This is a genomic window from Microbispora cellulosiformans (assembly GCF_008728085.1).
Lineage (GTDB): Bacteria > Actinomycetota > Actinomycetes > Streptosporangiales > Streptosporangiaceae > Microbispora > Microbispora amethystogenes.
On record NZ_VYTZ01000001.1, the window covers coordinates 820,467 to 847,457 of the forward strand.

At 72.7% G+C, this 26,991-nt stretch carries 22 protein-coding genes; 8 read left to right on the top strand and 14 right to left on the bottom strand.

Features of this window, described 5'->3' with window-relative positions; all coding sequences use genetic code 11:
- Positions 1–29 precede the first annotated feature (29 nt).
- Entirely contained in the window at positions 30–596 is a 567-nt protein-coding gene (locus F5972_RS03450; protein WP_150930926.1) for an RNA polymerase sigma factor, read from the top strand.
- Positions 593–1,273, top strand: coding sequence for a hypothetical protein (locus tag F5972_RS03455; RefSeq protein ID WP_150930928.1), 681 nt, complete (start codon positions 593–595; stop codon positions 1,271–1,273). The genes F5972_RS03450 and F5972_RS03455 overlap by 4 nt, the downstream gene beginning before the upstream one ends.
- A 9-nt stretch (positions 1,274–1,282) precedes the next feature.
- On the opposite strand, the gene F5972_RS03460 is transcribed toward F5972_RS03455, so the two are convergent.
- From F5972_RS03460 to F5972_RS03500, 9 genes are all read right to left on the bottom strand, one after another.
- On the bottom strand, positions 1,283–1,903 hold the full coding sequence (locus F5972_RS03460) for a rhomboid family intramembrane serine protease (protein WP_225311119.1): 621 nt from the start codon (positions 1,901–1,903) through the stop codon (positions 1,283–1,285).
- A 165-nt stretch (positions 1,904–2,068) separates the two neighbouring features.
- Entirely contained in the window at positions 2,069–3,037 is a 969-nt protein-coding gene (locus tag F5972_RS38705; RefSeq protein ID WP_191909919.1) for a hypothetical protein, read from the bottom strand.
- 264 nt (positions 3,038–3,301) lie between these two features.
- Positions 3,302–4,099 (bottom strand): crotonase/enoyl-CoA hydratase family protein, encoded by a 798-nt coding sequence (locus F5972_RS03470; protein ID WP_150930930.1) that lies wholly within the window; start codon positions 4,097–4,099, stop codon positions 3,302–3,304.
- A 7-nt stretch (positions 4,100–4,106) separates the two neighbouring features.
- Complete coding sequence (locus F5972_RS03475) at positions 4,107–4,886, bottom strand: SDR family NAD(P)-dependent oxidoreductase (protein ID WP_150930932.1); 780 nt, start codon at positions 4,884–4,886, stop codon at positions 4,107–4,109.
- Between the two features lie 33 nt (positions 4,887–4,919).
- Positions 4,920–5,264: an STAS domain-containing protein gene (locus F5972_RS03480; RefSeq protein ID WP_150930933.1), complete on the bottom strand. Its 345-nt coding sequence runs from the start codon at positions 5,262–5,264 to the stop codon at positions 4,920–4,922.
- A 38-nt stretch (positions 5,265–5,302) separates the two neighbouring features.
- Positions 5,303–6,055, bottom strand: a complete 753-nt coding sequence (locus F5972_RS03485; protein WP_150930935.1) for an energy-coupling factor ABC transporter ATP-binding protein — start codon at positions 6,053–6,055, stop codon at positions 5,303–5,305.
- Positions 6,052–6,816 carry a cobalt ECF transporter T component CbiQ gene (gene cbiQ, locus F5972_RS03490; RefSeq protein ID WP_150930937.1) on the bottom strand — a complete coding sequence of 255 codons (765 nt, stop codon included), beginning with the start codon at positions 6,814–6,816 and terminating at the stop codon, positions 6,052–6,054. Before cbiQ ends, F5972_RS03485 begins: the two co-directional genes overlap by 4 nt.
- Positions 6,817–6,950: 134 nt before the next feature.
- Positions 6,951–8,000: an energy-coupling factor ABC transporter permease gene (locus F5972_RS03495; protein WP_150930939.1), complete on the bottom strand. Its 1,050-nt coding sequence runs from the start codon at positions 7,998–8,000 to the stop codon at positions 6,951–6,953.
- A gap of 75 nt (positions 8,001–8,075) precedes the next feature.
- Complete coding sequence (locus F5972_RS03500) at positions 8,076–9,989, bottom strand: glycosyltransferase family 2 protein (RefSeq protein ID WP_150930941.1); 1,914 nt, start codon at positions 9,987–9,989, stop codon at positions 8,076–8,078.
- 179 nt (positions 9,990–10,168) lie between these two features.
- Between F5972_RS03500 and F5972_RS03505 the strand changes: the two genes are divergently transcribed.
- From F5972_RS03505 to F5972_RS03515, 3 genes are all read left to right on the top strand, one after another.
- Positions 10,169–10,390 carry an EF-hand domain-containing protein gene (locus F5972_RS03505; protein WP_150930943.1) on the top strand — a complete coding sequence of 74 codons (222 nt, stop codon included), beginning with the start codon at positions 10,169–10,171 and terminating at the stop codon, positions 10,388–10,390.
- Between the two features lie 86 nt (positions 10,391–10,476).
- The gene (locus F5972_RS03510) at positions 10,477–11,109 is read left to right on the top strand and encodes an acyl-CoA-like ligand-binding transcription factor (RefSeq protein WP_150930945.1); all 633 of its coding nucleotides are present in this window, start codon (positions 10,477–10,479) and stop codon (positions 11,107–11,109) included.
- A gap of 208 nt (positions 11,110–11,317) precedes the next feature.
- A complete protein-coding gene (locus tag F5972_RS03515) occupies positions 11,318–12,868 on the top strand; it encodes an FAD-dependent monooxygenase (RefSeq protein ID WP_150930947.1) in 1,551 nt (516 codons plus the stop codon).
- Between the two features lie 12 nt (positions 12,869–12,880).
- Here F5972_RS03515 and F5972_RS03520 read toward each other — a convergent pair whose 3' ends face one another.
- The 5 genes from F5972_RS03520 to F5972_RS03540 are packed head-to-tail and all read right to left on the bottom strand — an operon-like array spanning position 12,881 to position 20,174.
- The gene (locus F5972_RS03520; RefSeq protein ID WP_225311120.1) at positions 12,881–14,152 is read right to left on the bottom strand and encodes an MFS transporter; all 1,272 of its coding nucleotides are present in this window, start codon (positions 14,150–14,152) and stop codon (positions 12,881–12,883) included.
- A gap of 29 nt (positions 14,153–14,181) precedes the next feature.
- Complete coding sequence (locus F5972_RS03525; protein WP_225311121.1) at positions 14,182–15,159, bottom strand: pyridoxamine 5'-phosphate oxidase family protein; 978 nt, start codon at positions 15,157–15,159, stop codon at positions 14,182–14,184.
- Positions 15,159–15,815 carry a hemerythrin domain-containing protein gene (locus F5972_RS03530; RefSeq protein ID WP_150930953.1) on the bottom strand — a complete coding sequence of 219 codons (657 nt, stop codon included), beginning with the start codon at positions 15,813–15,815 and terminating at the stop codon, positions 15,159–15,161. Before F5972_RS03530 ends, F5972_RS03525 begins: the two co-directional genes overlap by 1 nt.
- A gap of 47 nt (positions 15,816–15,862) precedes the next feature.
- Positions 15,863–19,147 (bottom strand): BTAD domain-containing putative transcriptional regulator, encoded by a 3,285-nt coding sequence (locus tag F5972_RS03535; protein ID WP_150930955.1) that lies wholly within the window; start codon positions 19,145–19,147, stop codon positions 15,863–15,865.
- A gap of 58 nt (positions 19,148–19,205) precedes the next feature.
- On the bottom strand, positions 19,206–20,174 hold the full coding sequence (locus tag F5972_RS03540; RefSeq protein ID WP_150930957.1) for a nitroreductase/quinone reductase family protein: 969 nt from the start codon (positions 20,172–20,174) through the stop codon (positions 19,206–19,208).
- 630 nt (positions 20,175–20,804) lie between these two features.
- Between F5972_RS03540 and F5972_RS03545 the strand changes: the two genes are divergently transcribed.
- The 3 genes from F5972_RS03545 (at position 20,805) to F5972_RS03555 (ending at position 26,983) form a co-directional block, all read left to right on the top strand.
- Positions 20,805–21,347: a GNAT family N-acetyltransferase gene (locus F5972_RS03545; RefSeq protein WP_150930959.1), complete on the top strand. Its 543-nt coding sequence runs from the start codon at positions 20,805–20,807 to the stop codon at positions 21,345–21,347.
- 116 nt (positions 21,348–21,463) lie between these two features.
- Positions 21,464–23,311 (top strand): flavin monoamine oxidase family protein, encoded by a 1,848-nt coding sequence (locus F5972_RS03550; RefSeq protein ID WP_225311122.1) that lies wholly within the window; start codon positions 21,464–21,466, stop codon positions 23,309–23,311.
- Positions 23,312–23,419: 108 nt separating this feature from the next.
- Complete coding sequence (locus F5972_RS03555) at positions 23,420–26,983, top strand: NACHT domain-containing protein (protein WP_150930963.1); 3,564 nt, start codon at positions 23,420–23,422, stop codon at positions 26,981–26,983.
- Positions 26,984–26,991 lie beyond the last annotated feature (8 nt).

Sequence of the window (26,991 nt, forward strand, 5' to 3'; positions counted from 1 at the left end):
GCCGAACCACACGACCGAGGGGAGCGCCGGTGCGCCGTGAACAGACCGGTCCGCCGGACTTCGCCCGAGATCCCGACGCGTTCGAGACCTTCTACCGGCGGCATGTCGACGCCGTGACGCGCTTCCTGGCCAGGCGGGCGGCCGATCCGCACCTGGTGGCCGATCTCACCGCCGAGGTGTTCCTCGCCGTGCTCGACTCGGCGCACACCTACCGGCCGGACCGGGGCACCGAGATCGCCTGGCTGTACGGCGTGGCGCGCAACACCGTGCTCGCGCAGCGCCGCCGTACGGCGAGGGAGTTGCGGGCCACCGGCCGGATCGCCGGCCGCCGCCTGCTCGACGCCGACGACATCGCCCGCCTGGAGGAACGCGTCGACGCCGAGTCGCCGGCCCGGCTGGCGCTGGAGGCGATGGCCGATCTGCCGGACGGCGACCGCGCGCTGCTCGAACTCGTGGCGGTGGACGGGCTCAGCCCCGCCGAGGCCGCCGCCGCGCTCGGCATCGGGCAGGGCGCCGCCCGGGTCAGGCTGCACCGCGCCCGGCGGCGAATCCAGCGCGTCCCCGGAGTCATGGAACTGATCGGAGGAACGAAGTGAACGACACGTTCGAGGACAGGCTGCTCGCGGAGCTCAAGGCGGAGATCGTGGCACGAAAGGCCCAGGCGCGTGCGCCGGGCGTGCGCCGGATCCCCCGGCTCCGCTACGTGGCCGGGGCCGCGATCACCGTCGCCGCCGCCACGGCTGTCGCGGTGCCGCTCGTGGCCGGGCAGCAGACCCCGGCGTACGCGTTGACGAAACACCCGGACGGCTCCATCAGCCTTCAGATCAACGAGTTCAGGGACCCCGACCAGGTCGAGCGGGACCTGGCGAAGATGGGCGTGCGGGCCGATGTCACCTATCTGCCGCTCGGAAAGAGATGCGCCGACGGACGCGCTCCTTTCGTCGCGGGCGACGACCTGCCCCTCTCGAAGGAGGAGGTAACGAGCAAGGATCCGGCCGTACAGGCGCGGATCCATAAGAAGGCGGAGAAGCTGGCCTCGGCCCGGGCCATCCGGTCGGAGCACGGCATCACGATCCGTCCCCGGTTCATCGGGCCGGGGCAGATCGTCCTGATCGAGATCAACGAGAACCCGGTGCCGCCGGACACCGCCCACCCCGGAGTGGCCTGGCAGTTCAGCGGGCGCCTGACGGACGGCCCGGTCACGCCCTGCCGGGTGGTCGACGATCCCGGAGCGTTCGACATGGGGACCGCCGGGCCGCCGCCCGGGTCGTGAGTCCGTGCGTCAGTAGGCCCGGCGGCGGCGGAGCAGCCAGGCGGCGATCACGCCGCCGATGAGGCCGAACAGGTGGCCCTGCCAGGAGACGCCCGGCTGGGTGGGCAGGGCTCCCCACAGGATCGAGTAGTACAGCACGGCGACCACGACGCCGAGCACGATGTCGAGGGCCCGGCGGTCGAACAGGCCCCGGGCCACGACGTAGCCGAAGTAGCCGAAGACGAGGCCGCTCGCGCCGATCGTGAGCGTGTCGGGCGGGCTGGTGAGCCACACGCCCATGCCGCTGACCAGGATGACGATCAGGCTCGCGGCGAGGAAGCGGCCGATGCCCCGGATGGCGGCCACGAACCCCAGGATCAGCAGCGGCACCGAGTTGGCCATCAGGTGGGCGAAGCCCGCGTGCAGGAACGGGGCGAACAGGATCCCGGGCAGGCCGTCCGGCTCGTGCGCGACGATGCCGTACCGGTCGAGCCTGTTGTTCTCGACGTAGTCGAGGATCTCGATCGCCCACATCGCCGACACGAGCACGATCATCAGGATCGCGCTGCCGAGGGCGCCGGTGAGCAGCTCGGACGTGCGCTCCCGCATCGACCGGCCGGACGGGGGCAGCCCGGGCCCGGATACACTCATGGATTCACCGTACGCAGTCACGCCCATGGACGAGCGGACTGCCCCGATCCGCGAGGATCATGCCGTTGCGACCACCCGGACCCCCGAGACTATCGAGAAGACCGCCGCGCGGGTCACCCCGGCCGATGGGGCACCGGCATCACGCGCCGCCGTCCTCCGGCCGGGTCACGGCGTCGGCGTCGCGGGCCGCGTGGCAGAGGGTGTCGGAGTCACAGGCTGCGTGGCGGATGGCGTCGGAGTCGCGGGCCGCGTGGCGGACGGCGTCGGCGTGACCGGCGACGTGATGGACGGCGTCGGAGTCGCAGGTTGCGTGGCGGACGGCGTCGGCGTGACCGACGGCGTCGGAGTCGGGGGCTGCGTGGCGGACGGCCAGGCGACGACCTCGGGCACCCTGGTCGCCATCAGCCTGCCCTCGGCGTTGACCACGATGGGACCGTTATCGGTGAGGGCATGGCACCTGAGAACCACCGGACCGGGCGCGTTCAGCTTCGCGGTGACGAAATAGGCGAGCGTGAGGGTCGAGCCCGGCCCACTGTTGGCGGACTGCTGCGGCCTGGCGGAAGTGACGCCCGTGGGCGTGCTGACGTCACACTCGACGAGGAGTCGATCGGTGTCCCGAAGGAGGTCGGCGCTCACACCGACCTGAACGGCGTAGTCTCCCGCGGGCACCTGCGGGATCCGGACGAGTTCCCGCACCGTCCCGTCGTCGTAGGCGTGGTTGTCGTAGGCGATGTAGGTCTGCCCGTACGCGGCCCCGGGATCGCCCTTCTCACCCTGCGGGCCCTGCGGCCCCTCCGGGCCCTGGGGGCCGACCAGCCCTCGCGGGCCCTGGAGGCCGGTCAGCCCCCGCGGACCCTGGGGGCCGGTGACGTTCCAGACGACGGTCCGCTCGCCGTCGAAGCATCCCTCCGCAGGCAGCGTGGGGGTAGCCGTCGGTGCGGCGATCTGCGTGGCCGAAAAATTCGCCGACTCCAGTTCCGGGGGCATTCGCATCACGCCGTCGGCTCCCACACAGGCCACGATCGGCGAGGTCACCGCCGTCGTCGTGGCCACGGCGACTCCCCCGCCGCCCACGAGCAGCCCCGCGACAGCCCCGGCCGCGAGCCAGGCACTACGACCAACTCGCACGTGCATCACCCTTCCTCGTTCCTCGATTGATCAACACGAGGAAGCTAGACGGGCCGGCCGGAGGGACGCGTCATCTTGGCGGGCGACGCCGGGTCCGCCGCTCGGGCTACGGCGCGGCCGCGATGTCCCGGACCCGCCCGGGACACGCCTGGGACACTGGTCCCGAAAACCGTCCCGAGTCCGGACGAGCCCGTCCTCGGCCCGGACACGGCTCGGGGCGCCTCCCCGTGGAAGCGCCCCGGCGGCCTTGCCGACCTCAGAAGCTGAGAGTCACTCGCCCTTCCAGACGGGAGGGCGCTTCTCCGCGAAGGCCGCGGCGCCCTCCATCGCGTCGGCGGAGGTGAAGACCGGGCCGATGATGTCGCCCTGCCTGCGGAACATCTCCTCACTCGACCAGTCGGCCGACTCGACGACGACCCGCTTGGTCGCGGCGAGGGCCAGCGGCGCGTTCGCGGCGATCGTGCGAGCCAGTTCGAGCGCGCCGTGCAGGGCCTCGCCCGGGTACGTGACCCGGTTGACCAGCCCCAGCTCGTACAGCCGGGCGGCCGGGTAGTGCTCGCCGGTCAGCGCGATCTCCATCGCGACGTGGTACGGAATCCTGCGCGGCAGCCGCATGATCCCGCCCGCGGCGGCCACGAGCCCCCGCTTGGGCTCCGGCAGGCCGAACTTGGCGTCCTCGGACGCGACGACGAGGTCGCAGGCCAGCGCCAGCTCGAACCCGCCGGCCAGCGCGTATCCCTCGACGGCCGCGATGATCGGCTTCTTCGGCGGCGCCTCGGTGATCCCGCCGAAGCCCCGGCCCTCGACCGTGGGCATGTCGCCGGTGAGGAAACCCTTCAGGTCCATGCCCGCCGAGAACGTGCCGCCCGCCCCGGTCAGGACGATCACCGACACCTCGGGACTGTCGTCGAACTCGTCGAGGGCGGACGCGATGCCGCGCGCCACCGCGCCGTTGACGGCGTTCCTGGCCCTCGGCCGGTTGATGGTGACAACGGCGACCCCGCCGTCGACGATCTCGGCGAGCACCTCGTCCGGCGGGCCGGCCGCCCCGGAGTCAACCTCGGACAACCTGACCTCACTTGGGCTGGAAGCGGATGCCGCCGTCGAAGCGGATGACCTCGCCGTTCATGTAGTCGTTCTCGATCAGCGTGCGGACCAGGTGGGCGAACTCGGACGCCTTGCCCAGCCGCTTCGGGAACGCCACCGGCCCGATCAGCTTGGCCTTGAACGCCTCGGCGTCCTGGTCGCCGATCTTGCCGTAGATGGGGGTGTCGATGATGCCCGGCGCGATCGTCAGCACGCGGACGCCGACCACGGCGAGGTCGCGGGCGGCGGGCAGGGTCATGCCGATGATCCCGCCCTTGGACGCGGAGTAGGCCACCTGGCCCGTCTGGCCCTCGATGCCGGCCACCGACGCGGTGTTGATCACGACCCCGCGGGCGCCGTCCTCGTCCACCGGCTCGGTCCTGGCCATGGCCGCCGCGCCGACGCGCATGAGGTTGAACGTGCCGATCAGGTTGACGTCGATCACCTTGCGGTAGGACGCCAGGTCGTGCGGAGAGCCGTCCCGCCCGACGGTGCGCTGGGCCCAGCCGATGCCCGCGCTGCTGACCACGGCGCGCAGCGGCTTTCCGGTGGCGACCGCCGTCTCCACCGCGGCCTGCACCGACGCCTCGTCGGACACGTCGGTGTGGGCGAACACGCCGCCGATCTCGTCGGCCAGCGCCTTGCCGCGCTCCGCGTTCAGGTCGGCCACGACCACGGTCGCGCCGACACGGGCCAGCTCGCGGGCCGTCGCCTCGCCGAGGCCGCTGGCGCCGCCCGAGATGATTGCTGCTGCTCCGTTCAGATCCATAGCCGGACCCTAACGCGACAACCGAATGAAGTTCTACTCGGGGTGACGCAAAATCGCGGTATCGACGTCCGGATAGACCTTGATCCGCCGGTCCAGCCCGGTCGTGCGCAGGATGCGGGCGACCGGCGGTTGCGGCGAGGCGAGGCTGACCCCGCCGCCCTCGCTCGTGGCGAGGCGCCAGGCCTCGATCAGCACGCTCAGGCCGCTGGAGTCCATGAACGACAGCTCGCGGAGGTCGAGCACGAGAGTCGGGCTGTCGTTGGTTATGGCATCGCGCACCTCGTCGCGCAGGAACGGCGCCGTGAACAGGTCGAGCTCGCCCTCGACGGCCACCACGACGGCGTTGGGGCGCGATTGGCGCGCGAGCCGCAGCTTCATCGTGAGACCTCCTCCGCTGCGCCCACTTTACTTATCCATCACCCGGGGTGAGCCGGCACGGCGAAGCCGTACGGCAGTTCGAGCCGGTGTTCGGCGAGTAACCGCTCGTCGGCGAGCAGCGTGCGCGTGGGCCCGTCCGCGGCGATCACCCCCTCGGACATGACGAGCGACCGCTCGCACAACTCCAGCGCGTACGGCAGGTCGTGGGTGACCATGAGCACGGTCACGTCCAGGCTTCTGAGGATCTCGGCCAGCTCGCGGCGCGAGGCGGGGTCGAGGTTGGACGAGGGCTCGTCGAGCACGAGGATCTCCGGCTCCATCGCCAGCACGGTCGCCACGGCCACCCTGCGCCGCTGGCCGAAGGACAGGTGGTGCGGCGGCCGGTCGAGGGCGTCGAGCATGCCGACCCGCTCCAGCGCGTCGCGGACGCGGCGGTCGAGTTCGGCGCCGCGCAGGCCGAGGTTGGCCGGCCCGAAGGCGACGTCCTCGCGGACGGTCGGCATGAAGAGCTGGTCGTCGGGATCCTGGAACACCAGCCCGACCCGGCGGCGGATCTCCGGCAGCGTGCCGGCGCGCACCGGAAGGCCGCCCACCTCCACCGTGCCGTGCCCGGCGGTGAGGATGCCGTTGAGGTGCATGACCAGCGTGGTCTTGCCCGCGCCGTTCGGGCCGAGGAGGGCCACCCGCTCCCCCCGCCGGATCGTCAGGTCCACGCCGTACAGCGCCTGCGTCCCGTCGGGATAGGCGTACGCGAGCCTGCTCACCACGAGCGAGGGGCTGCCGGGGGTCATGTGGTGCTCCACGCCAGTAGGGCCGTCGCCGCGGCGAGGCAGGGAAGGATAGCCGCCGTCCCCCAGTCTCGCCCAGATGCCGATATATCCCTAATCGTCGGCATCTCGCCGGTGTAGCCCCGGCTCAGCATGGCGAGGTGGACCCGCTCCCCCCGCTCGTACGCCCGGATGAACAGGGCGCCCGCCGACTTCGCCAGCACCGGGGCCTGCCGCAGGTCACGGGCGACGAATCCGCGCGACTCCCGGGCGACCCGCATACGCCGCATCTGGTCGAGGATCACGTCGAGGTAGCGCAGCATGAACGTCGCGATCTGCACGAGCAGCCGGGGCAGCCGCAGCCGTTCGGCGCCGAGCAGCATCATGCGGGGCTCGGTCGTGGCCGCGAGCAGGATCGAGGCGGCCACCCCCAGCGTCGCCTTGGCGAGGATGTTCCAGGCGGCCCACAGGCCGGGGAGGCTGAGCGACATCCCGAGCACCTGCACCCGCTCACCGGTGCCGATGACCGGGATCGCGAGGGCGAACAGCACGAACGGCACCTCGATCACCATCCGCCGCGCGATCGTGCCCGCGGGCACCCGCGCGGCAACCGCGACCGCGGCCAGCAGCAGCGCGTGGACGGCGAACGCCCAGAAACGCTCGCGCGGCGTGGCGACCACGCACACCGCGAACGCGACGACCGCCACCAGCTTGCACTGGGGCGGCAGCCGGTGGACGGGCGTGTCGGCGGGCCGGTAGATCGGATGATGGTGCCCGGCGCTCATCACTTCGTGCTCACCCCGCCATCATGGCCGACCTGCCGCCCTCCGCGCGCGAGGGGCGGTAGGGCTCATGGAGGAGCTCACGCGGGAGCTCACAGGATGCTCGCGAGAGGGCTCACCGGACGCTGAAGCAGGGCTCACGGGGCCCCGGCGGGCGTCACGCCGCCGGTCAGCCGCCGGCGCCGCCGGACCGTGTAGAACACCCCGCCGCCGGCCGCGACCGTCAGCGCGACGCCCGCGACCCCGGCCAGCCCGCCGGAGAGCCGCTGGTCGCCCAGGCCCTTCACGGAGTATCCGGCCAGCGGGGCGTCCTCCGCCGCGTGCGGCTTCTCCTGCGCGCTCAGCCCCTTGTCGGACGCCACCTTCTCCAGCCCGTCGGGGGCGCTGGAGGCATAGAACGACACGACGCCGGCCAGCAGCACGGCCACGATCGCGCCACCCGCCAGGACCGGACGCAGGCCGATCCCCGCCGAGGGCGCCTCGGCGGGCCGCCCGCCGACCTCGACCTCCCCCTCGGCCGTACGCAGCACCAGCGGCGCGGCCGTCCCGCGCGCGCCGTAGACGAGGTCGGGCCGTACGGCCAGCACGCTGCTCACGGTGAGCGCGGTGATGAGGCCCTCCCCCAGGCCGATGAGCACGTGGACGCCGCCCATCGCGGCGGCCACCGCCCCCAGGTCGATCGGCGCGGTGCCGCCGAGCCAGAACAGGACCGTGAAGACGAGCGCCGCGGCGGGCACCGAGACCAGCGCGGCCAGGAACGACGCGGCCACCAGCGTGCCCCGCCCGCGCGGGCCGGTCCGCGTGATCAGCCGGAACACCGCCCAGCCGACGACCGAGGTGACGATCGCCATGAGCGTGATGTTGACCCCGAGGGCGGTCAGCCCGCCGTCGGCGAAGAAGAACCCCTGGACGAGCAGCACGACCGCGACGCACAGCACGGCGGTGTACGGCCCGACGAGTATCGCGGCCAGTGCCCCGCCGAGCAGGTGGCCACTGGTGCCCGCGGCGACCGGGAAGTTGAGCATCTGCGCCGCGAAGACGAACGCGGCCACCAGGCCCGCCATGGGAGCGGTGCGGTCGTCGAGCTCCCGCCGGGCGCCCCGCAGGCACACAGCCACGCCGGCCGCCGCGAAGACACCGGCGCCGACGGACACGGGAACGTCGAAAAACCCATCGGGTACGTGCACGATCAAACCCCTCCGAAACGGGCGAATCTCGGTCCCACTTTAGAGCACGGGGTTGTAGTTGCAACTAATTCGCAATTAGCGCCGGTGCAAGGCCCGGAGCACCCGCCTGACCGTGGTCAGCGGGGTGTCCACGCGCACCGACAGGCTGAGCCGCCGGTTGACCGCCGTCGCGTACGGCCTGGCCGTCCACCGCAGCGGACCCTGCCACCACCGCATCGTCCGGGCGGGCGCGTCCATGGCGGCCACCTTGACCGGGAGGCGCACCGGCGGCCCGCCGAGGTCGAGTTCGAGGTAGGCGTCCCAGGTGCCGGGCCGCGGGACATCCGTCTCGGCCGCGAATCCCTCGGGCGAGACGGCCGCTGCGCGCTCCCGGTGCTCCCGTCCCGATCCCCGCTCGCGCCACACCAGGTGCCGTACGGCCGGGGCCGCGGGCTCCTCGCCGACCCGCACCCGCCCCTCGATCAGCAGCCGTCCGGCACGCCGGCGGGCCCGGGTCAGCCGCGCGGCGGCCGGGACCCTGACCGCGTGTCCTCCGGCGTCGATCGACAGGTGTCCGAGCGACAAGGCGCCGTGCGACAAGGTGCCCTGCGACCGGGTGAGGAAGGGCGCCACGGCGACGCCGTTCACCAGGCGCGGGCCCGGGACGCCCACGCCCGGGTCGCGGCTGGAGCCGAACCGGGCCGGTCTGCGCACGCCCTCGCACTCGACGAAGACGTGGACGTCCCACACGCCCGGCGGCAACGCGGTCACGTCGACCACGATGGTGAAGGAGCCGGCGGCGTGGCGCGCGGGAAGCGCCCGTTCCTCCCCTGAGAGACGCTCACGCAGCACCAGCCCCACAACCCCGCCCAACCCGCCCGGCGAGGGGGCGATCAGCGCGGGGGCCGGGGGTGCGGTGCCGCTCACCGCGGGGGCGGCCGGTTCGGCCAGGCAGGCGTGCCCGCCGACCAGCAGGTGATCGCCGTGCCATGTGACGGCGGTCAGCCGGTGGCGCAGCGGCGCGGCCTCGACCCGCGCGAGCCGTACGAGACGGGCGGTGTCGTCGAGCGCGGCGAGCCTGGCGGCGTCCATGTCGTCGAGGGCGGCGCGGACGCCGGGCGTCAGCCACTGGCCGCAGATGTCGGCCACCTCGACGGCGATCTTCTCGCGGTCCGCCTCGTCCGCGGCCAGGAACGGCGCCCCCAGCCGGGCCAGCACGTCACGGCGCAGATGCCGCAGGAGCAGCCGGTCGCGCAGCGCGCCGGGCGGCACGTGCCGCGCCATCACCTCGATCGGCGTGCGGACCAGGCGCAGCCGGGTCAGCGGGTCGGCCGCGCATCCGGGTACAACGCTCTCCGCTCCCGGGGCCTCCCCCACGGCTTCGGCCTGGTAGCAGTCGTGGTCGGCCACCACGGAGACGACCCGGGCGTGGCAGTAGGCGTGCACGGTGAAGGTCATGTCCTCGCCGGTCCGCTGGGTCTCGTCGAAGCGGAGGGCGTGCCGTTCCAGGAAGGCCCGGCGGAAGAGCTTGAAGCAGGTCAGGTCGTCGTAGACGGCGGCTAAGGAGGCCCGGTCGGCGCTGTCCCGCAGCCCGTCGCGAGCGCCGGAGACCCGTCCCACGACGACGTCCGAGCCGTTCCGGTCGGCCGCGGCGACCAGGGGCGCCAGCGCGTCCGGCGCGAGACGGTCCCCGGCGTCGCAGAAGAAGACGTACCGCCCGGTCGCGCGGGCGAGCCCTCTGTTGCGGGCGCCGCCCGGGGTGCAGGGGTGGGGGTCGTGGATCACGGTGATCAACCGCGGATGGCAGGCGGCGTAGAGGTCGAGCAGCTCGCGGGTCCCGTCGCGGGACCCGCCGTCCACCACCACGATCTCCTTCGCGACCCGCTGGACCAGCAGCGAGGTGAGGCAGCGGTCGACGGACGCCCGGCAGTTGTACGCCGGGACGACGACGCTGACGTCGATCCGCCCGTGGGCCCCCCGGCCGACACGCCGGTCACTCTCCGTGTCCATCGCCTTTCATTATGTGCCTCCGGCTCTCGCGAACAGCGCCTGAACCGTTCGACCGGCGCGTCACGCCTCGGCGGGGACGGAATCGCAGGATCCAGGAGGGGAACCGGCCGTCGATCCGCCGCCGGTCGCGGCATAGGTTGTCTGGAGTTCCAGCCAACTGACGGCAAAGGCAGGTCACTGTGACTCACGAGCTCAGTCACGAGCGGTTCGAGACCCTCAAGCGTGAATTCGACGCGATCGACCGCGACGGCGACGGCTTCATCACCGAGGCGGAGTTGCTCTCCTACTTCCCCGGCCTGCCGCCGGAGGCGATCGCCGCACTGGACCGGGTCGCCGACGTGGACGCCGACGGCCGGTTCTCGCTGGAGGAGTTCGTCCGCCTGGCCGGCGCCCGCGACTGAGACGCCGACATCAGGAAATTGCGCGTTCCGCAACTTTGCCTTTTGCGCATCTTTGCGGGACGCGCAAGTAGTTGTATGGTGGTCCTGTGAGCGGGGATGACGGGCGCCCGGGGCTGCGCGAGCGCAAGAAGCAGGAGACGCGCATCGCGCTGAGCTGGGCGGCGATCCGGCTCGTCGTGGAGCGCGGGCTGGAGAACGTCCGGGTGGAGGACATCGCCGCGGAGGCCGGCGTGGCTCCGCGCACGTTCAACAACTACTTCTCCAGCAAGGGCGAGGCGATCGCCGCCCGGCACCTCGAACGCACCCGCATGATCGCGCAGGAGCTGCGCCGCCGCCCGGCGTCGGAGCCCCTGTGGGAGGCCATCACGAGTGCCGTGATCACCCAGCTCGCGATGGGTGCGGACTACGACGACCGGCGGCCGGACCAGCAGTGGCAGGCCGGCATCCGGCTCATGATCAGCGAGCCCTCGCTGCAGGGCGAGATGCTCAGGGCGAGTGCCATCGCCGAGAACGAGCTGGCCGCCGCGATCGCCGAGCGGACTGGCACCGACGTCGACCACGACCTCTACCCACGCCTGGTGGCGGGCGCGGCGGGGGCCGCGATCAGGGTGGCGATGGACCAGTGGCTGCGTGCCTCCCCGCCGGTGCCGGTCCGGCCGCTGATCGAGGACGCGCTCGGCCGGCTCGCCGCCGGCCTGCCCGAACCCCGATCGTCGTAGTCGTCACCGGCGGCCCGCGGGCCGCCGGACCTCACCGATTCAGTTCCTGAGGAACGGCCGTTCTCCGTGTGACTGACGTGCCATGTCTTCGGCACGCGGCCGTTCATCCCCTGATCCGCCCGACCGGGCACCGGCGTCTGCCGGTGCCGCCGGTTGATTCGTCGTGCCCGGAATCTCCGGGCACGCCCGGAAACCAAGGAGGACCACCATGACCGTCGACGTCGTGATCGCCGGAGCCGGGCCGAACGGGCTGATGCTCGCCTGCGAGCTGAGCCTGGGCGGCGTACGGCCGATCGTGCTGGAGCGCCTGCCGGACGACACCAAGGAGAACCGGGCCAACGGGCTGGTGGGCCAGGTCGTGCGGGCCCTCGACCGGCGCGGCCTGTACGAGCGCCTCACCGGCGGCACCGAGCCGCCCCGGCCGAGCCCGGCCTTCGTCTTCGGCGCGATGCCCCTGGATCTGGGCAGGCTCGACGACAACCCGATGTACGGGCTGGCGGTGCCGCAGCGCCGGGTGGAGCAGGTCCTGGAGGAGCGTGCCCGGGAACTCGGCGTGCGGATCCGCCGGGGGCACGACCTGACGGGGCTCGCCCAGGACGAGGACGGGGTCACCGTGGAGATCACCGGCCCGGAGGGCCCCTACACGCTGCGTACCCGGTTCCTCGTCGGCGCGGACGGCGGACGCAGCCGCGTCCGCAAGCTGTGCGGCATCGGCTTCCCCGGAGTGACCAGGGACGACTCGGTCTCCATCGGTGCGCACGTCACCGTGCCGGCGGAACTGGTCGACGCGGCCACCGGCGGGCTGAACGTCCCCGGTTACGGGCTGATCCCCCCGTTCATGCACCACCGCACCGATCACGGCCTGTTCGTGTACGCGCCGTTCCCCACCGGGACGCTCGTGAACACCACGGAGTGGGACCGGGACGGCGGCGGCGACGAGCCGCCGACGCTGGACGACCTGCGGGAGAGCGTGCGCCGGGTGCTCGGCGCCGACCTGCCGCTCGGCCCGCCGGCCGGGGACGGCCCGCACCTGCTGCGCCGGCTGAGCGGCGGCAACACCCGCCTGGCCGAGCGGTTCCGGGACCGCCGCGTGCTGCTGGTCGGCGACGCCGCCCACGTGCACAGCGCGATCGGCGGCCCCGGCCTCAACCTGGGTCTCCAGGACACGATCAACCTGGGGTGGAAACTCGCCGCCGAGATCCGCGGCTGGGCGCCGCCCGGCCTGCTCGACACGTACGAGACCGAGCGGCGGCCGGCCGCCGAGCGCGTCGTCATGCACACGCAGGCCCAGTCGGCCCTGATCGCACCCGGGCCGGAGGTCACCGCGCTGCGCGCGCTGTTCACCGAGTTGCTGCGGGACGAGCGGACCACCAAGCACATCGCCGACCTGATGTCCGGCGCCGACATCAGGTATGACCTCGGCGGGGGCCATCCCCTCACCGGCCGGCTCGCCCCCGACCTCACGCTGGAGACGGAGACCGGCCCCGTACGGCTGGCCGAGCTGACCAGGACGGCCCGCCCGCTGCTCCTGGATCTGACCCCCGACGCGGCACTGGCCGGGGCGCTGGAGGGCCGGCGTGACCGCGTCGACCTCGTCACCGGCAAGGCGGGCGGGAACGCCCCCGCCGCGCTGCTCGTCCGGCCGGACTGCTACGTGGCCTGGGCCTCCGACTCGCCCCGCCCCGACGACAAGGAGCGTGACGCTCTGCGCGCGGCCCTGACCGCCGCCTTCGGCGCCCCCTCCGGCGGCGGGGCCTGAGCGGAGTGAGTGTCAGCCCGCGGCGCCGGACAGCTCGGGGTTCGGCTGCCGGATCGGGGTGAAGAACGCGGCGAGCGCGATCAGCAGGCAGGCCACCCCGGCCAGCAGGCAGACCGCCGCCACCCCGTGACGCTGCGCGCCCCAGGTCAGCACGGCCGCCCCCGCCGGCCCGAGCGAGAAGTGGATGGTCCAGAAGGCGGAGGTGACCCTGCCGAGCAGGTGGTCGGGGGTGACCTGCTGGCGCAGCGACATCGAGGCGATCCCGGCCACGCTGACACAGCCGAGGTAGACCGCGGCCGCCGCCGCGACCGCGGGTACGCCGCCCGACGTGCCGAGCCCCACGACGGCGAGCCCGGCGACGGCGATCGCCCCGATCCAGGACGCGCCGAACCCCAGCCTGCGGCGTACGGGACCGACCAGGAGCGAACCGGCGACGGTGCCGAGCCCGGCGACCGCGAGCACGGCTCCGACGGCCCCGTCCGGCTGGCCGAGGTCGTGCTTCAGGTGGTAGATCAGCACGTCGGTCAGCCCGAGGGTCAGGAAGATGAAGAACGACAGCAGCACGGTGAGGGCGCGCAGCACCGGCTGCCGCCAGAGGAAGCGGGCCCCGGCGAGCATCTCCCGCCAGGGCCCGCGGGCCTCCTGGTCCTCCTGGCCCTCGGGAGCCTCCCCTGCCTGCCAGACCCCCCGCGCCGCCGACGGCTGCCCGAATCTGATCATCACGACGCCGAGCGCGGAGATCCCGAAACTGGCCGCGTTGACCGCGATCGCGGCCGTCGGCCCGGCCCAGCCCGCGACCACCCCGGCCAGCAGCGGCCCGCCGATCCCCGCCGCGGCGGAGGTGGCGCCGAGCCGCCCGTTCGCCTCGGTGATCCGGCTCGGCTCGACCAGGTTGCGCACCACCGTGACGTACGTGACCTGGAAGACCATGCCGATCGCCTCGGCGGCCGGCAGGACCACGTAGAGCAGCCAGATCTTCGGCCCGAAGGCCCAGGCGACGGGCACGATCCCGTACAACGCCATCCTGGCGAGGTCGCACCAGATCAGCAGGCGCCTGCGGTCGAGCCGGTCGGCGAGGACCCCGGCGAAGACCCCCGCCGCCACCGAGGCCGCGCTCGCGAGGCCGGTCAGCAGGCCCATCTGCGCCACCGACCCGGTCACGTGCAGCACGAGCAGCGGGACGGCGATCAGGGCGAACGAGTCCCCCGCGACCGACAGGGTCTGCGAGCCCCAGAAGACCATGAAGTTCCGGTCACGCCACAGCGGTGATCCTTTCCCTTCCACCCCCGACATGCTGCCGTACGGACGTGGGATCAGGCGCGCGGGCGGCGGACGACGGGGACGGGCTGGCCGCGGCGCGCGGCCTCGGAACGAAGGCGGCTCCTGAGCTTCCTGCCCTCGCCGAGGAACGACCGGAACCGCGCGCCGCCCCGGGGCAGACTCCAGTCGTTCAGCGCCCGCTCGACCCGTACGCTCAGCCGGTCGCCATCCCCTGTCGCGGTCCCGACGAGCACCACGTTCTCCTGCCAGGCCAGGGCCGGCCCGTGCCGGTGGAAGGTGAGGCACACCGGCCCGTCGGCCGCCTCGATGCCGGCGGGAAGCCGCAGGTTGAAACCCGTCCCGGTGCATACGGCCGCGCGGGCGCGCACGGGCAGCGGCCGGCCGCCGGCGACCATGGTGACGACCGGCTCGCCCAGCCGCGCGGCGCGCTCGGCGAACGGCCGCCAGTCCGCGGGCGGAGCCGAGCGGCTCGGCAAGCGCGGGCCCTTCGGGGCGGGGTCGGAGGGAGGCGCGACCGGCTCACCGGGATGGGCCCACTCCTCCGGCGGCCCGGACAGGTCGCCCTCAGGCCACCAGACGATCCGCTCGGGGGTGACCTCCACCCAGATGCGGGCGAAGTACCACCCCAGCCGCTTCAGGAGGAACCACGGCATCCCGGCCATGCCGCCCGCGTTCGCGGCCAGCGACTCGCGGACATACCGGTCGGTGCCGGCCTGCAGATCCGCGTCGCGCACGGTCGCCCGGCCCTGGACGAGGACCACGGGCGCCCGGCCGGGGCCCTCGGCGGAGGAGTACAGCAGGGCGACGCGCGGGTTCCTACGGGCCCGCTCCGCCTTGTCCGGGTAGGTGAGGCCGGTGCTGACGTCGAGCGTGCCACCCGCCCCGGCGTAGGGCGCCATGGGCCAGGTGACGGGCCGCCCGTCGCGGGTGAGCGAGGCGTACTCGCACACCACGGCACGTCCGAACAGCTCGGCCGCCTCGCGCGGCCAGGTGGTGACGAGCGCGCCCATCACGCCTCCGGAACGGCGGGCAGAACGGCGGGCAGGGCGGCGGCGGTGCCGTACAGCCGGGTGAACCGGCGCCGGTAGGCGGGCCACCAGAACAGGCGGAACATCAGCCGGGCCGGCCCGGGCAGGTCCGCGAACGCGGTCGCGAGCAGACCGGCGTCCGCGCTGGAGGCGAGCCAGCCGAAGATGACGGGCACCCGGCGGCGGCCGAAGTCGGCCATCGCCTGGCGCTTGTCCGCCTCGATGTCGTCGGCGGTGAGGTGCCGGAGCATCAGCGGCACGGCCGTCCGCTCCTCGTGGTCGAGGTGCTCGCCGACCAGCTCGTGCAGCCGCCGCAGGACGGGCACGCGCTCCGGGATCGGGACCGCGCGGTCGGCGGCGGCCGCCACGAGCGGGTCGAGCACGGCGTGCTCGGCCTCCAGCTCGGCCAGCGCGGCCCCCGCTTCGGGGTCGCGGCCGGCGAGCTTCGGCCACAGGGTGGTGTCCTCGTGCGTGTGGTGGGCGTGGAGCATCTCCAGCACGAGCGTGAGCTGCTCCTCCAGGAGTTCCCGGTGCTCGCCGTCGCGGGGGTCGCGGCACGCCTCGGCGAGGCGGCCGAACTCCGCGCGGAATCCGGCGTGCATCAGCAGGAAACCGGCCAGGTCGTCTTGTGTGATCATCTCTCTGTTCCCTCTCGCCTGTGGGGAACAGCGTGCGTTTCCTGCCCTTATGAGCACTTGTCGAGGGCTTGGCGGGCCCTAGACAGCCAGTAGCCGGCCCCGGCCTGTTCGAGGAGGCGCACCGCGTCCCGCAGCCGCTCGCGCGCCGCCGCCCGGTCGCCGAGCGCCAGCAGCGCCTCGCCCAGATGGCCGTCGTACGCTCCGGTGACCGTGGTGCAGATGCCGTTCACGAGCAGGCCGCCGGAGAACGGCAGGAACAGGTCGTGCACCTCCCGCACGATGTCCGTTTCTCCGAGCCGGATCGCCGTGTGCAGCCGCACCATCATGGCCATCATCCAGGTGTAGTCGCGCGGCGGCGGAGGGGTCTCCCGCAGCAGCCGCCGGGCGCGGTCCCGCTCGACCTCCCCCCGTCCCGACAGCGCGTACGCCAGGAGGTAGACGAACCCGGGCACGCCGGTGCGCCGGACGATCTCCTCCAGCCGTTCCGCCTCCGGGGCGAGCGCGTCCTCCCTGATGAGCGTCTCGTAGCGCTGGGCGAGCATGGCGACCTCGAAGTAGGCGAGGTCGGAGAACGACAGCGTCGCCCTGACCGGCCCGTAGTGGCGGGACGGGTCCGGCATGTCCAGGAACAGGTCGAGCCCCGCGTGCGCGACCGCCGCCTGCATCGCCAGCGTGGGACTGTGCAGCTCGCGCAGCAGCCCGTCGGTCTCCGCGAGCGCCGCGCGGGCGTCCGCCACCCGGCCCTGCTCGGCCAGGTGGGCGGCGACATGGAGCCGCGCGATGGCCTCCAGCTGCGGCGACAGGTCGGGTTCGGCGAGCAGGCGATGCGCGGTCTCGGCTCGCTGGACGATGAAGTCCTGCCCCTGCATGGCGACGAGCCGCAGGTGGAGCACCCGCCGCAGCAGATTCTGGTCCTCCAGGCGCTCGGCCGCCGTGACGGCCTCGGACGAGACCGGATCCACCTCGTCCTCACGGCCGGTCTGGGCGAGCAGGACGGCCCGTACGGCCTGCGCCGTCGCCCACGAGGCCGAGGCGGGAGGCAGCGCGCTCACGGCGCGCTCGATCGACTCCTGCAGGACGGCCACGTCCAGGCCGTAGCGGAACGGGACCCAGACGCCGTGCCCCATGGCGATGTCGGCGGCCCGCACCGCCTTGTCCAGGTCGTCGCCGGCCAGCGCCAGCGCCTGCTCGATCGCCTCGTAGCCCTCGTCGAACCGCCCGGCGGCGTAGCGGCTCTCGGCCAGGCCCACGGCGAGCTCGAACCGCTCGCCCGCGCCCGCCCCGGCGAGCTCGGACACGGCGAGCGCCTCCTGCCAGGAGGTGGCCGCGTCGTCGAGGGCGTGCCTGCGCATGGCCGCCCGCGCCGTGCGGGCGGCGTAGCTCGTCGCCATGCGGGCCGGCTCAGGCCCGAGCTCCGCCGCCGCCAGCCAGTGCCGCGCGATGGTCGCGGCCTGGTCGTCCCGGTCCCCGTACGCGCGGGTGAGCACGCCCGCCAGCCGCGCGTGCACCCCCGCCTGCCACAGGCGGGAGCGGCGCGACAGCAGCGCGTCGGTCACCAGGGCGTGCGCGAACGCGTATCCGCCCAGCCTGTCGCCCGACTCCCGGATCAGGCCCGCCGCCAGCGCGGCGTCCAGCGAGGGCACCAGGTCTCCCAGGCCGCGTCCGGCGACCTCGGCCATGACCGCCGCGTCGAACTCGTCGCCGGCGACCGCGGCCAGCTCCAGCAGGCCGGCCGCCTCCTCTCCCAGCCCGGCCACCCGGTGCAGCACGACGTCGAGCACGCCCTGCGGCAGCTCCTCGCCCGCCCGGGCCAGCTCGGTGAGGAAGAACGGGTTCCCGGCGGTGCGTCCGCGCAGCTCCCCGGCCTTGCGGCTGCCGGGGTCGCGGCCGGACAGCTCCCGTACGAGCGCGCGGACCTCCTCCGTCGCGAGACCGTCGAGTTCCAGCCTGCGGGCGCCGAGCCGGGACAGCGCCGAGAGCGTGGCGGTCAGCGCCGACGCCTCGTGCCGCCGGAAGCTCGCCACGACCAGCAGGCCCGGCCGCGCGGTGGAGGCCACGTGGACCAGCAGGCGCAGCGTCGCGTCGTCGGCCGCGTGGATGTCCTCGAGGACGACGACCACCGCGCCGAGATCGGCCAGGAACGCGCCGACCGCCTCGAAGAAGCGCAGCCGCGCCCCCTGCGCGTCGTACGCCGGGATCGCCTCCACCCCGCCCGACAGGAACGTGCGGACCTCCTCGGGCAGCGCGGCCCCGGGCACGGCGTCCGCGAGATCGCGCAGCACCTGCTCCCACGGCCACAGGGCGGGCGCCGTCTCGTGGTCGGGGCTCGACCCCCACCCCACGGGGACGCCGGCCGTCGCGCGGAACCTCCTGAGCAGGCTCGTCTTGCCGACCCCCGGTTCGCCGTCCAGGAGCACGATCTGCCGGCCCGCGGACGCCGCCTTCGCCGCGCCGGCCAGGAACTCCAGCGCGCTCTCGCGGCCGACGAACGGCCCGTCATCCGCGTGCCGGCCGGGCGCGGGCCGCGTCACGGGCCGCTGCGTCGGTGGCGGGGCGGGCCTCCGCGCCGGAGTCAGCGCGGCGTCCTGGCGCAGGACGGCGGTCTCCAGTTCGCGCAGCCGCGGCCCGGGGTCGATGCCCAGCTCGCCGGCGAGCACCTCGCGCACCCTGCGCAGGCACTCCAGCGCCGCCGCCTGGCGGCCCGACCGGTAGTGGGCCAGCACCAGCATCTCCCACGCCCGTTCCCGCAGCGGGTGGTCGTGGACGAACGGTTCCAGCCGCGCGACGACGTCGGTGTGGCGGCCCAGGTCGAGCAGGGCCTCCGCCAGCCCCTCGACCGCGTCGAGCCTGAGCTGCTCCAGCCGGGCGATCTCCGGCCGCGCCCAGTCCTCGGCGCGCACGTCGGCGTACGCGTCTCCCCGCCACAGGGCGAGCGCCTCGGCGAGGACGGCGACGGCCTCCTCGTTCCGTCCCTCGCCGAGGTGGCCCGACCCCGTGGACACGAGCGCGTCGAAGTCCCGCGTGTCGAGGTCGAGCCCGCCGGTCATCAGGCCGTACCCGTCCACGGCGCTCACGAGGACCGCGGACGGCGTCCGCGCCTTCCGGCCGGGCTCCAGACAACGGCGCAGGTTGGAGACGTACACCTGGATGCTGCCCTGGGCGCTGCCGGGCGGGCTGCCGGACCACAGCCGGTCGGCCAGCAGGTCGGCCGGGAGCACCCGGTCGGCCTGCATCACGAGGAGGGCCAGGAGCGCCCGCTGCTTGGGCGGCCCCAGCGGTACGGCCTGCCCGGCCACGACGAGTTCCATGGGACCGAGGACGTTCAGCCGCACGGGCCAATGGTAGGGACCCGCCTTGAAACGGTCCAGCCGCGCCGTAAGCCGCGAGCCATCACTTTCCCGGCTGATCGGACGGCGGCGGACCGGGCACCGGCGGGAACGGGATCTGCGCCAGGACCGGGAGCAGCCACTCCTCCTCGTCGTCGAGATGCGCCCGCAGCTCCTCCGACATGCGGTCGAGTTCCGCCATGAACCGCCGAGGCTCGGCCGTGCCGATCCCGTCGAGCAGGGCGACCAGCTCGCCCTGGACGCGTGCGATCACCCGGTGCTGCTCGCCGAGGCGGTCGAGGGCGTCGCGCAGGTGCGGGTGCATGTCCGCGAGCGCCGGGAAGACCGCGGCGTCCTCGCCCCGATGATGGAGCTCCAGGCCCTGGCAGAACGCCAGGCAGTGCTGCCGGAGCCGCAACCCGAGCCTTAGATCGCCGCGCTCCGCCCCGCCCGGCCTCGCGGTCCCCGCCTCCCCCGCGCCGCGCGTCTCCTCGTGATGTGCCCGCTCGGCGAAGTGGGCCCCGGCCTCCTCCCGTACGTGCCCGAGCTGGGCGCGCAGCCAGGCATGGATCTCCAGCAGCTTGCCCGCCATGGTGGTGACGTCCTCGGGCACCTCGGCGGGCACCTCCGGGCGCTCCAGCAAGACGACCGGCAGGGTGCGGGCCGTACGGGCCTGGTAGTCGCCGTAGCCGGGCGCTACCCGCACGACGTGCTCGAACAACCGCTCGCGCGCCGCGCCCTCGGCCGGCACCGCGACGGCGTCGAAGACCTCCTCCCCGAGTTCGACCCGTACGGCCGGACGCGCGAGCAGGTTGTGATACCAGGCGGGATGGCGGGGGGCGCCGGCCGCGGACGCGACGACCAGCAGCAGGTCGCCGTCACGGACGTAAGCGAGCGGAACGGTGTGCTCCTTTCCCGACTTCGCGCCGACGGTGGTCAGCAGGAGCAGGTCTCCGCCCTCGAAGGGGCCGCCGACCTTGCCGCCGTTGGCGCGGAACTCGTCGATGACGGACTGGTTGAACGATTCGGACACTGATGAACTCCAAGAGCGTGGGACGAACGAATACAAGGGCGGGCACGGTGCACCGCCGGGCCGCCGGCCGGTCGTCGCGACAGGCGGCAGCGAGCGGGCCCGGGCAGGCCGGGGTGAGGTGCGGTGACGGCGCGTACCGGCATGCCGCTCGGGGCACATCGACACACGGAAAGACCGGCAGGCGGAGATTTCCGTACGCGGCCGGACGGCGAGAACCGCACCGGAGGCACAGGAACGCGGCGGCTCAGCCGCGACGCGCGAGCGCGGAGCGCGGCGTCAGGCGGGAGACGCGGAGTGTGTACTCACGGCGGAGGTCCCTTCACGAAGGTGCGGCCCGGCTGCCGATCGGCCTATCGCTGCCTCCCTGGGGCAGCGTCCGTGTGATCGGCGCCACGCGGCACGCCGATCATTAGAACCGGCGCGATCTCCTCCTGTCAACGCGGTCCGATCACACCCGCGTCTCCAGCGCCGGCTCCACCTCGCCGGGCGCTCCCGGCGTCACACCGGCGATCCGCATACCGCTGGTAGAGGTGCGGAGCGTCGATATCGTCATTTGTCGTGACGGGCCAGACCCGATGCGGATTCGCCCGGCGAGGCTCGCCCCTGACGGCTACGAAGAGAGAAGGCCACATGGCGGATCAGACCACCTCGATCCGGCTCATCCGGGTGGACGACGCCGAGGTCATCGCCGCGCACAAGGCCCGCGACCGGCGGGAGCACGCGCCGTGGGAGCCCGCGCAGCCCGACGGCTTCTACACCACGGCCGGGCAGCAGGCCCGCATCGAGGGGTTGCTCGACGACCACCGCCGGGGTGACCGGTGGCCCGCCGTCATCACGGCCGGCGGCGAGGTCGTCGGCCAGGTGACCGTGAGCACGATCCTGCGCGGCCCCTTCGGCAAGGGCTTCCTCGGCTACTGGGTCGCGACGACCCGCCAGGGCGAGGGGCATGCGACGCGAGCCGTGGCACAGACCCTCACGGTGATGCGCCGGAACCTCGGCCTGCGCCGCGCGGAGGCGCACACGAGACTGGAGAACCTGGCCTCGCAGCACGTGCTGCGCGCCAACGGTTTCCGGCCCTGGGGGATCGCCCACGCGCACATCCTCGTGGACGGCGCATGGCGGGACGAGATCTTCTGGGAACGGCTGCTCGACGAGGAGCCGCCCGTCGCTTGACCCGCGCTTGGCCATTTCCTGGGGCACCAGTTACCCGTCCCCGGCGCGTCGCGTGCCGCCGTACGGCCACGGTCTCGAAACTCACTCTCCGCAACCATCTCGTGGAGGAGGAGTTCGTGGTCACAATCGACCGGCGAGGATTCGCCAAGCTGGCCGGGCTGGGGGCGGTGGCGTCCGTCGCCGGCCCGTCCCTGGGCGCGGCCCCCGCCTCGGCGGCCCGCGCGCCGTACGCGGGAGAGCGCCGGCAGACCTGTCTTCGGGTGGCGCGTGATCTCCTGCTCGTCGGGGAGGACGGCACCGACCTCAAGCACCGGTATCTCCAGGTGCTGATCGACAAGGGTCTCCCCCGGGCCCGTACGCCCAAGAGGGTCCTGGTTGTGGGCGCCGGCATCTCCGGGCTCGTGGCCGCCACGCTGCTCAAGCAGGCGGGGCACCGGGTCACCGTCATCGAGGCCAACGGCAACCGGATCGGCGGCCGGATCAAGACCTTCCGCTCGGGGTTCCGCGACCGGCGCCAGTACGCCGAGGCGGGGGCGATGCGCATCCCCGACTTCCATCCGCTGACGCTGGCGCTGATCGACAAGCTGGGGATCACCCGCCGCCCCTTCTACAACGTCGACGTGACGCCCGGCGTCCTGCCCAAGGGACCGGTGCCGCCGGTCGTCTACACCTCGCGGCAGGGACAGGTGTGGCGCTCCGGCCCGCCGAAGGGCGACTTCACCGCCCCGCCGCGGATGAACCACACGTTCATCCACGTGAACGGCGTCACCCAGCGGAGGGACGAGTACGCCGCGGACCCGCGCAGGGTCAACGCCACGTTCGGGCTCAAGGACGGCCGGACCGCGGCCCGGATCCTCGACGAGGCGCTCGACCCGGCGAGGGACTACTTCTCCGTGGTCCGGGGCGGCAAGCGGGCCGACAAGCCGCTGCCGGAACTGGTGGACGGCTGGGCCCGGCTGCTGAACGACTTCGACGGCTACTCGATGTACGCCTACCTGAAGGAGCACGCGAAGCTGGGCGACGAGGCGATCGACGCCATCGGCACGCTGGAGAACCTCACCTCCCGCCTGCCGCTGTCGTTCATGCACACGTTCCTCACCCGCAGCCTCGTCAACCCCGACGTGACCTACTGGGAGATGACCGGCGGCAGCGGATCGCTGCCGTACGCGCTGGAGCCCGGGCTGCGCGACGAGATCCGCATGGACCGCAGGGCCATGCGGATCGACACCTCCGGCCGGGGCGTGCGAATCTCGACCGTCAGCGAGGCGGGCAGCACGGAGGACGAGTTCACCCGGCAGGGGCGGCGCGAGACGTTCGAGGGCGACGTCGCGATCATCACGGTGCCGTTCTCCGCGTTACGCCACGTCGAGATCGCACCGGCCCTGTCCTACGCCAAGCGCCGCTCGATCATGGAGTTGCACTACGACTCCGCGACGAAGGTGCTGCTGGAGTTCGGCAGGCGCTGGTGGGAGTTCACCGAGGAGGACTGGAAGCGCGAACTCGGCGGCCGTTACCGCCCCGGGCCGCTGACGCATGTGACGGGCGGCGGATCGGTCTGCGACAACGCCAACCGGTTCATGTACTTCCCCTCGCATCCGGTGCCCGGCAGCGAGGGCGGGGTCGTGCTGGCCAGCTATTCGTGGGCCGACGACGCGACCCGCTGGGACTCCATGGACGACGAGGAGCGGTACGGCTACGCGCTGCGCGGGCTGCAGGAGGTGCACGGCGACCGCATCGCGGAGTTCTACACCGGCCACGGCCAGACCCAGAGCTGGATGCGCAACCGCTACGCCTTCGGCGAGGCCGCGGTCTTCACCCCCGGCCAGATGACCGAGATCCACCCCGCTATCGCCGTCCCCGAAGGCCCGCTGCACTTCGCCGGGGAGCACACCTCGCTCAAGCACTCCTGGATCGAGGGCGCCCTGGAGTCCGCCGTACGCGTGGCCCTGGAGGTCAACGCCTGACCCGCTCGGCCCGCGGGCCCCTGCCGCCGGGGGCCCGCGGATATCCAGACAATCACAACGCCCGGTGTTAGCTTCGGGCGGTAGCCGAACCGCCACGTCTGGAGCCGTATGGGAAACAAGCCCCTCTCGTACACCGACGCGGTGAAGCTGCTGGGCGGGAGCAGCCGGGTGATCACCGCGCTGAGCCGGCTCGCGGGGGGCACCCTGACGGTCGCCTCCGCCGGTGGGAGCGACGTGGCGCTGAGCCTGTTCGACCTCAAGGGCGAGGTGGACCAGCTGAGCCAGAGCCTGTTCGCCACCCTGCGCGACCGGGTCCGCGGGCTGAGCAGGTTCCGGCGCACGGAACTCATCGAGGCCGCGCACGCCGTGGTCGTGGCGGCCGCCTTCTTCAGCGCACTGGACGACCTGGACGACGAGATCCTCACCGCGCTGAACACGGCGTCCCTGGAGTTGACCCGGGACGAACAGGTGGCACTCGCCGGTGGGGGCGGCCTCGCGGCGGGGCGCAAGGGTTTGGCGAATCTCGCCCTGAGGCTGACGACGGCGAACGGAAAACCCGGCCTGGTGATCGAGCCGACCGGCGAGGAGAGCCGGCTCGTGGCCTTCTACGAGGAACTGACGGACCGCCTCCTCCACTTCGCGTCCGGCACCGCGGTCTGGGACGCGAGGGATGAGACACAGCGCGCTCGCTGGACCGACGTCCTCAGCCGGAACCTGCCGTCGACCGCTCTCGGATGGTACGAGGAGCATCTGCGTAAGCTCGCGAGCGAGTTTCCCGAGGTGGCGTTCTGGGCCCACCGCCTGGGCATGCGGTCCATCCTGGACGAGCTACACAAAGCGCACCGAGACAGCAGGGAGCAGACCGCCACTCTGCACGCTCTCACGAGCATCATCGGCAGGATCGGGCAGGGACGCGATCCCAGCCGTGTCCGGGAAGATCTGGTCAGGCGTTATCGGCGCCAATTGGACGCGCCGGTGGCGAGGGCGGAGACGGTTCCGGAGGCGGTGACCCTACCGACGCTGCGTCAGATCTACATCAATCCGTCGTATCGCAGCCTGCCGACGAGAGGCAGGTCCGCCGCCCCCGACAGGTGGATCAGCGAGGGCTCGTGGCAGGAGGAGGAACGCCGCGACGACCTGTGGGCGTTCCTCATGGACCACCTCATGTCCACTCCGGCCGCCGACACTCCGCTGGTCGTGCTCGGCCAGCCCGGTGCCGGGAAGTCGCTGTTCACGCAGGTGCTGGCCGCGGAGCTGGATCCCGCCGACTTCCTGGTCGTACGCGTGGAGCTCCGGGCGGTCCCCTCCGACGCCGAGATCCAGCGGCAGATCGAGGTGGCGATGAACAGCCTGACGGGCACCACCTTGTCCTGGCCGGAGTTCACCGCCGAATCGGGCACCGCGCAGCCGGTGATCCTGCTCGACGGGTTCGACGAGCTTCTCCAGGCGAGCGGGGTGAGCCACTACGACTTCCTGGAGCGGGTGCAGGCCTTCCAGCGGCGTGAGGCGGAGCTCGACCGCCCGGTCGCGGTGATCGTCACCAGCCGGACCGCCGTCGCCGACCAGGTGCGCTATCCCGAAGGCACAGTCGTCGTCCGGCTGGAGAACTTCGACGACGACCAGGTCGGGCGCTGGCTGGCCACCTGGAACGACGCGAACCCGGCGACTCCCCTCACCCCGGGAGCGGCACTGGCACAGGGAGAACTGTGCCGGCAGCCCCTGCTGCTCTTCATGCTCGCGTTGTTCCACTCGGGCGGAGGCGCCCTCACGCCGGGGATCGGCCAGGCGCAGCTGTACGAGCGCCTCTTCACCCGGTTCGCCGAACGGGACGTCGGCAAGCTCGACGACTCCCTGCCGGACCACGAACGACGACGAGCGGTCGCGCGGGAACTGGACCGGTTGTCCGCGGTCGCCTTCTCCATGTTCAACCGGGGCCGGCAGACCGTCACGGACAAGGAACTCGTCGCGGACTTCGCCGTCCTGCCCATCGGAGGCGGATCATCGTACGCCTCGGGGTCGATCGGCACACCATCCGGTGAGCTACGGAGGGCCGCCGCGCTGGACGTCGCGCAGCGCCTCGCCGGCCGTTTCTTCTTCCGCCTGTTCGTCCAGCAGGCCCAGGCGGTCTACGGGCAGGAGAGCACGCGTAAGACGTACGAGTTCCTCCACGCCTCCTTCGGGGAGTTCCTGGTCGCGCGCTGGGTCGTCGGCGAGGTCCGCCGCCTCGCGCGCCGGGCCAGAGAGGCCGCCGACGACCCCTGTCCGCCTCCCCCTGACGACGCGCTGCTGAACGCGCTCCTGTCGAAGGCGGTGATCAGCACGCGCGAGCAGCGGATCCTGGGTTTCGTCCACGACCTGCTCGGCGGTCTGGACGGCGAGGAGCCGGCCGAGCTGCGTGCCGTCCTCTGCGTCCTGTTCCGGCGGTGCCTGCGGACGAGGGGACGGGGCGGCTACGACGAATACCGGCCCGTGGAGCTGAGCGCCCCGGCGGAGTACGCGGTCTACAGCGCCAATCTGGTGCTCCTGCTCCTGCTCGTCTCGGCGGCACAGGCGGCACAGACCGGAGACGGTGCCGCCGCCCTGCCGCTGAGCGAGCTGTACGCCTCCGCCCCTCCACGCTCGGCCGAGGATCGCCGTGCGGCATGGCGATCGACCACGCGTCTGTGGCACTCGCAGCTCACTGGCAACGAGTGGGACAGCATCGTGCGGGTGATCCGCGTCGACCTGCCGGGCGCGGACGCCCAGGAAGTGCTGATCGGTCTCTGGGACGACGAGGACGACGCCGCCGACGACAGGGACCGGTCGCTGCCCCTTGCGACGGAACTGTTCCTGTCGGCGCAGGACATCAGGATCCCCAGAGGAAACGCGATCGTCCAGGCAACCCGGGAGGCGACGATGCTCGACTCCCGTCGCTACCGGGACGCCTGCTCGACCCTGCTACCGTACGCCGCCCTCCTTCCCTTCAGCGACGACGACGTGCTGCTGGGGCGCAGGTCGGCGGCGATGATGAAACTGCTGCTCACGCCACCCGGGAAAATCCGCGCCCAAACGTACGGCTATCTGTTCGCCGTCTTGACGCACCACGATGTGGCACCAGACGTCAGCGTCTCCGTCGAGCACGCCCGCCTCGTTCTCGCGCTGCTACGCACTCATGCCGACCGCATTCCCACACAGATGCTGAGAGACCTGTGCGGCCGGATGAGGGTATACCGGTGGGCGAACATGACCGCCTTCCTGGACGTGCACGCGAAACTGCGGACGTCCTACTCTGGGGAGCTTGAGTCCGCCGGTACGCCGTTCGCTAGTGGTCTGTTCACGACGCTCGGCCTCTTCGACCTCCTCGACCTTCGGGCGAGCGGCTACATCCTCGTGCCTCCGGTCAGCGACGAATCCGCCGCGGACCTCATCGACAGGCTGCTCGACGTGCTGAAGCTCGACGGTCGCTTCTCCCTGTGGAGGAGGGACGTTCCGGATGTCGACGCCCTGCTGGGCCTGGCGATCTGGACCAACTGTGTGGAGCGCGGTCTCCTGGGCGGGAATTTCCGGCCGATCGCTCTCAGCCGGCGCCAGTTCGACGTGTTGCAGACCGCCGCCCCCGGCTTCGTGACGCGCACCCGATCCCTGGCGGAGGAACAGGGTCTGCCCGATCCTTTTGACGTCGATTGGACGTGAGCCCGACG